General features: G+C 65.7%; 5 protein-coding genes. 4 read left to right on the top strand and 1 reads right to left on the bottom strand.

Annotated features, from left to right (window positions below; all coding sequences use genetic code 11):
• Nucleotides 1–238 precede the first annotated feature (238 nt).
• The 4 genes from ACFFJK_RS22360 to ACFFJK_RS22375 all read left to right on the top strand — a co-directional run bounded on the left by ACFFJK_RS22360 (nucleotide 239) and on the right by ACFFJK_RS22375 (nucleotide 4,380).
• Complete coding sequence (locus ACFFJK_RS22360; protein ID WP_379681865.1) at nucleotides 239–625, top strand: VOC family protein; 387 nt, start codon at nucleotides 239–241, stop codon at nucleotides 623–625.
• A 129-nt stretch (nucleotides 626–754) separates the two neighbouring features.
• On the top strand, nucleotides 755–1,195 hold the full coding sequence (locus tag ACFFJK_RS22365; protein ID WP_379681866.1) for a hypothetical protein: 441 nt from the start codon (nucleotides 755–757) through the stop codon (nucleotides 1,193–1,195).
• Nucleotides 1,196–1,372: 177 nt separating this feature from the next.
• Nucleotides 1,373–2,851 carry a DUF2868 domain-containing protein gene (locus tag ACFFJK_RS22370; protein WP_379681867.1) on the top strand — a complete coding sequence of 493 codons (1,479 nt, stop codon included), beginning with the start codon at nucleotides 1,373–1,375 and terminating at the stop codon, nucleotides 2,849–2,851.
• Entirely contained in the window at nucleotides 2,848–4,380 is a 1,533-nt protein-coding gene (locus ACFFJK_RS22375; protein WP_379681868.1) for a DUF3482 domain-containing protein, read from the top strand. The genes ACFFJK_RS22370 and ACFFJK_RS22375 overlap by 4 nt, the downstream gene beginning before the upstream one ends.
• Here the strand turns inward: ACFFJK_RS22375 and ACFFJK_RS22380 are convergent.
• On the bottom strand, nucleotides 4,355–6,472 hold the full coding sequence (locus ACFFJK_RS22380) for a TonB-dependent receptor family protein (protein ID WP_379681869.1): 2,118 nt from the start codon (nucleotides 6,470–6,472) through the stop codon (nucleotides 4,355–4,357). The two genes, ACFFJK_RS22375 and ACFFJK_RS22380, sit on opposite strands and share 26 nt — an antisense overlap.
• Nucleotides 6,473–6,731: the final 259 nt, after the last annotated feature.

A 6,731-nucleotide genomic window follows, 5' to 3' on the forward strand; every position in this document is an offset into this window, starting at 1 on the left:
ACCAGTGTGAAAGTAGGTTATCGTCAGGCTAGTTATATGAAAAACCCCGCAGAGTGATCTCTGCGGGGTTTTTTGCTTTGGGCGCACGAACCGGCGCCCGACTCCACCACGCCGGTTCTCGCTCCCAGCATGAACTCCATCAATCAAAACGGTGTCCATACTTTCATCTCGCTTCAGTATCCCGAGCACGCGCCACGCGGTAGACTTCCCGTATTGACCTTCTCGCAACGGAGCGTGCATGAAGCGCGTAACAGGTATCGGTGGAATCTTCTTCAAGGCCAGGGACCCGCAGGGGATGCGCGCCTGGTACAAAAACCATCTCGGCATCGACGTGCAGGAATGGGGCGGTGCTGCCTTCAGTTGGGCCGGCGAAGACGGCAAACCGGCGCCCGGCACCACGATTTGGAGCATTTCGCGGATGGAGGCGGAAAACTACATGCCGAGTACGGCTCCTTTCATGATCAACTACCGTGTTGCAGACCTCGAAGCGCTGCTGGCGGCCTTGCGTGCTGAAGGCTGCAATGTGCTCGGTGATGGCGAAGCGTCGGAATTCGGCAAGTTCGGCTGGGTACTTGACCCGGAAGGCAACAAGGTCGAGCTATGGGAACCCCCACCTGGTCAGTAAGTCCGAGGCCGAATACTTGACTGAGTCCGTACGGAGATTCCTACACCGGCTCGGAGTCTTCTCCTATACATCCCAGCACTGTCGGCGCGCATGATCGACCCATTGGTTCAGCAAAGCGGAGGATCGATCATGAAGTCAAAGGAAAAAAACCTGGGTGGAGATAACCGTTCGCGCGGGATCCACAAGCCGAAAGGCGTCACCGTTGCCGAAGGCAGCCTGCAGACGCGCGCCCCCGGTGCCGTCATGCCGGGTGGTCCTTCATCACCTTTCCAGACGGCCCACACCGGTTCACAACAGTCCGACCTCGGCCGCGGCCAGCGTGGCGGAGCAGGCGCTGTCCACAGCGGCTGGAGCGCACGCCAGCGTGGTCAGCGGATGCAGGCACAGGCCGAGCAGAACCGCCTCGGCGAACCCCAGCAGTCCGGGGCCGGCGGCATCGAACAGTACCAGCACGCAGGTTCGCAGCAATCCGACTCCGGCAAGGGTGGCGCGAAGGGGCTCCAGGGGCGCCCGGACCTGCCTGCTTCGGATTTCGGCAGCAAACCGAACAAGAAAAACCCGGGCAGCTGAATCGACTGGTGCCGAAGTACTCGCCATTTTTGGACGAGTACTTGACCAACCCGGGATTCCCGGGTTTTTTTACGCCTGTCCTTGTTACCTGACTCCAGACGTGTACCGGTCGCCAAGACGAATCTGCGGCACAATGCAGGTATTGGCCTTGCCATTTCAATCACGGACAGGAGAAGCATGAACGAACAGGTCGCACGCAACGTCTTGCTGGTGCGCGCTATCGAGACAGCCGACAGCGGACACGAGGTCTTGAGCGACGATGACCGCAAGTATGCGAGCCGCAGCGCGAAGGAGCTCGCCGCATGGCAGGCGGCCGACAGCAAGGGGCCCGTGACGCAACATCACTTCCTGCAGCAGCGTGCCGAACAGATATTAAAACGGCTGGGTGAACGCACCCCGGCCTTCGGCAGCTTCGCGCAGCGCCGGCTCGGACTGTCGGGCCTGTGGCTGGCCCTGCCTTTCCTCGCGTTCGTCTCCGGCGCGGTACTGGACCGGATCGCTGACCCGCACCGCATCGACCTGCTGTCCGCCCCCCTGCTGGCAATCATCGGCTGGAACCTGCTCGTGTATGTGCTGCTGCTCGTATCGATGCTGATTCCAGGCAGGCGCCGCGGATGGGCCAGTCCGGGCCTGCTGCGCCGCCTGAGCGTCGGCAAGGCGGCGGTTCCGCGCAAACTTCCGGCGGCGCTTGCGGCCGGAGTCACGAATTTCATGGGCGACTGGGCGCTCGCGAGCGAACCCCTGACCCGCGCGAGGCTGAGCCGCACCGTCCACCTTGCCGCCGCCGCGTTCGCACTCGGCGCCATCGCTTCCCTGTATGCACGCGGTTTGTTGACACAGTACGGCGTCGGATGGGAGAGTACCTTCCTGGACGGACGCGACGTGCACACCCTGCTGTCCTGGCTGTTCATGCCGGCGATGAGCGTCTTCCCAATGCTCCAGGGTTTTTCGCTGGCCGAGATCGAGCTGCTGCGCTTTGGCCGTCCGCTCACGGCGGCCGGCGGAGAACGCTGGGTGCACCTGTATGCGGCGACCCTGTTCCTGCTGGTCGTCCTGCCGCGCCTCGTGCTCGCGGCATTCGCTGCCGTGCGAGCAGGACGGCTCAAGCGCAACTTCCCCCTCGACCTGGACCAACCCTACTATCGCAAGCTGGCCGACAGCATCGGCGCCGGAACCCCCGCCCTGCTGCGCGTGCTCCCCTACAGCTATACCCTCGACGAAGCGCGCGACCGCGGCTTGTGGGCACTGGCTGCCGCCGCGCTGGGAGCGCAGGCACGCGTCCAGCTGCGTCCCGCGATCGGCTACGGCATCGATCCGAAAGAAGCATTGAACGACACCGCGCTCGACGAGGCAGGCGTCACCGTCACGGCGGTGCTGTTCAGCCTTGCCGCGACGCCCGAAAAGGAAAACCACGGGGCCGTGCTCGACTATCTCGGCAAGCGCGTGCGACGCGGCGTCGCCGTGCTGGTCGACGAGTCGCCGCTGGTCGAGCGCATTGGCGACCAAGCCAGCGCCGCGCGCATTGCCGAACGCACCGCGCTATGGCGCCAGTTCTGCAGCTTCCACGGCACCTCGGCCACCTTCGTCAATCTCGTCCAGCCCGACAAGTACCCGGTCGAACTGGGCGCAGGAATCACGCTGCCGGAGCTGCGATGAACGAGGCGCCCGTCAGGATCCAGTTCGCGCTCGTCTCGCACACGAACAACGGCAAGACCACTCTGGCCCGTACCCTGGTGGGCATGGACGTGGGCGAAGTGCGCGACGCCGCCCACGTGACGCAGTTCGCCGAAGCGCACCTGCTGCAGACAAGCGAGCAGGGCGATTCGCTCATGCTGTGGGACACGCCCGGCTTCGGGGATTCCGTCCGTCTTCTGAAACGCCTGTCGATGTCGGGCAACCCGATCGGCTGGTTCCTGCGCGAGGTGTTCGACCGTTACCGCGACAAGCCTTTCTGGCTGAGCCAGCAGGCGCTGCGTGCGGCCAAGGAAGAAGCCGACGTCGTGCTCTATCTCGTCAATTCGTCCGAATCGCCCCAGGACGCCGGCTACCTGCCGTCCGAGATGAAGATCCTCGAGTGGCTCGGCAAACCGGTCGCCGTGCTCCTCAACCAGATGGGGCCGCCACGGCCGGGCGGCGAAGAAGCGGCCGAGCTGCAGCGCTGGAGACAGCACCTGGCGCAGTTCGCCGTCGTGAAGGAAGTCCTGCCGCTCGACGCCTTTGCACGCTGCTGGGTGCACGAGCATGTCTTTTACGAGGCCATCGGCAAGCTGATCGAGCCGGACAGGCAGGCCGGCTATGCCCGGCTGCTGGCGGCATGGGAGGCAGCCAACCTGCGGCGCTACCGCAATGCGCTGCGCCTGGTGGCCGAATTGATCGCCTTTGCCGCGCGCGACCGCCAGGCCGTGGCCGGCGAAGGAACAGGGCTGCTGCGCTCGGCGCTGAAGGCGGTCGGCTTGAGCAAGGGCGAGCAAAAGCGGCAGGAAGTGGCCATGGCGGCGCTGGTCCAGCGGCTGAACGACGAAATCAGTGGAACCACTGCCCGCATGCTGGTCCTGCACAGGCTCGATCCGGGCCAGGTGGCCGCCATCAATACCCGTGTGCGCGAGAATTTCGCCGTGCGCGCACCGGTCGACAAGGCCCAGGCCGGGTTGCTGGGAGCCGTGGTGTCGGGCGCGGCGACCGGCCTGTCGGCCGACCTGATGGCGGGCGGCCTGACGCTCGGCGGCGGGGCCCTGCTGGGCGCGATCGTCGGCGCCCTGACGATGGCCGGTGCGGCGTGGGGTTTTAACGTCAGCACCGACCGCAACGAGCATACCGTCCAGTTTGCCGACCCCTTCCTGCAGACCTTGCTGCACGGCGCACTGCTGCGCTATCTGGCCGTGGCCCACTTCGGCCGCGGCAGGGGAAACTACGTCGAGAGCGAGGCGCCGCCGTTCTGGCAGGCGGAGGTGGAGCAGGCGGTCGCCGCCCACGCCGGCGACCTGCCGGCATTGTGGCGCGCGCTGCGCGAGGCGCCCGACCAGCAGGCGGCAGTGACGATCGCGGAGAAGGCGGTCGTGCCGGCGCTCGACGCCGTCCTGGCGCGCCTGTATCCAGCTGTCGCGCTGCCGGCGCCGGTTCCGACGCAGGCGCCGGCGACGGCAGGCGCTGCCGGAACCGTTACCGGAACTGGTACTGCGCGCTGAAGCCGAGCATCCAGGTGCGGCCCGGCGCAGCTTCATAAAAGCGCCGGTTCGACTCCGCGACGATCACCGAGCCCACGTAGTCGCGGTCGAGCAGGTTGTTCACCCGCAGGTACTCCTTGAACTGCCAGCGGCCCAGCTGCTGGCGGGCCTGGACCCGGGCATTCAGGATGCCGTAGCCCGGCGCCGGCACCGCCGTGTTGGCATCGTCCGGATGCACCTTGCTGCTGGCCTGCGCCTCCACTGCGGCGCCGATGGCGCCGTCGGCGGCGGTCCACCCCAGTTCGGAGAACAGGCTCGCGCGCGGCACGCCCGGCAGCCGGTTGCCGCGGGGGATCGCGCCGAAGCCATCGTCGTAGATCGCACGCAGCAGGTTCGCGGAGGCGAGCGCGTGCCAACCGCCGGAGAAGTGCGAGGACAGCGACAGCTCGAGTCCCTGGCGCAGCGTCTTGCCGGCGTTGCGGTAGCTGGTGCGTCCGCCGCTCGAGGCGTCGACCACGAGTTCGTTCTGCGTGCGGGCCTGGAACAGGGCGACATCGAGCCGCGTCCCTGCGCCGAGCATGGCCTTGGCCCCGGCCTCCAGATGGACGCTGCGGCTCGGCGCGAGGCCGAAATTGAAGCCTGCACCTGCCGGCGAATAAAACAGCTCGTTGAGCGTCGGCGTTTCAAACCCGCGCGCCGCGCTCGCATACAGGTTGAGCGACGGCGAGACCTTGCGCAGGATGCCGATGACCGGCGCGGCGCCGTTATACGTCGTGCCACCGCTGTCGTCGCCATTGGCAGTAAAGCGGTCGTTGACGCCCACCTTCAAGCGCGTGTGCCGCAGCCCGCCGGTCAGGACCCAGCCGTCCGATTCCCACTGCGCCTGCACATAAGGATCGGTACTCGTGAGGCGGTTGCTCTCGTCGCGGCGCAGGCGTCCCTTCACGCCCAATTCGTTACCTACAAAATTCTCGAAGCCCTGGCGTGCGTCTTCCGAGTCGGCATACTCGAGGCCGAAGGTGGTGCGCAGGGTGCCGGCGCCGAGGGTGCGCACATCCTGCCAGTTGATATCCGCGCCGCGGAAGTCGCGGTCGAAGTCGATGACGCCGCCCGAATGGGTGGAGGGCTGCTGGAAGGCGCGCGAGAATGACTGGTACTGCACGACGCGGCGGTTGCCACCGTAGACGGTCAGCTGCAGGCGATGCGGGCCGAAGCGCTGTTGCCAGTTCAGGCCGATCTGCTGGTGGTCAATGCTCTTGCGCGTGTTGTAGCGCTGCGCAAAGGTACGCTGCGGCGAATGGGTATCGGTTGGGTCGGTTTCTCCGGCGCGCGGATCGCGCTCGAACGTCGCCCAAGCGACGCCGAGCGGATCTTGCGTGTCGTCCTGTTCGAGCGAATTCGCCACGACCGTCAGCTTGCCGTCGCGCCCAGTCGCCATCGTGAGCTTGGCGTACGCCTGGTCTCGCGTAGCCGCGCTGTGCGCGCGGTAGCCGTCCGTCTCGAAACGCGAAGCGTCGATGACATAACCGACACCGTTTGCCTCGCCCTGGGTGTTGATGTCCGTCTTGCGCATGCCGTCGCTGCCGGCCATCGTCGACAGCTCGACACGGGGCGCACCGGCGCCGTCACGGGTGAATAGCTGGATAACGCCGCCGGAATGGTTGCCGTACAAGGCTGAGAACGGACCGCGCAGCACCTCGATGCGCTCGGCCATGTCGAGGTTGAAGGTCGCCGCCTGGCCTTGCCCGTCCGGCATCGTTGCCGGGATACCGTCCGCAATCAGGCGCACACCGCGCACGCCGAAGGAGGAGCGGGCGCCGAAGCCGCGCGAGGACACCTGCAGGTCTTGCGCATAGTTCTGGCGGTTCTGCACGACGACGCCAGGAACGGCGACGAGCGATTCCGACAGGTTGACCCGCGGCTGGGCCGCATGGACCCGTGCGGTATCGATCACGCTGACCGCGGCAGGAAGGTCGAAGCTTTCCTGTTCGGTACGAGAACCGCTCACGACCACCACCGCAGCAGGGCTGGAAGTCGACTGGGCAAGAACAGGTGCAGCGAGCGTAGCGAGCAGGCCGGCGATGAGTGGGGAGGGAGCAAGACGGTGACGCATGGTGGACGGGAAAATTAACTGGATCGCCATCATAGCCGCAGCATGCGCGCAGCGTTGTACGGAAGCGGAAGCCGGCCGTGCAAAAGGACTTGCGCAGGCCCACCGGGTTTTGCTATGATTCGCCTCCGCTTCGGGGAGTGCTGCAAAGCACGGGCCGAAAAGTTCAACGAAATCAAGTGGTTGAGTTGACAAGACCGGCAGAAAAAATCTGCGACGAAGCGAACGAGGGGTTGACGAGAAACGCGAAACACTGCATAAT

This window comes from Massilia consociata (genome assembly GCF_042432755.1).
GTDB lineage: Bacteria > Pseudomonadota > Gammaproteobacteria > Burkholderiales > Burkholderiaceae_D > Telluria > Telluria consociata.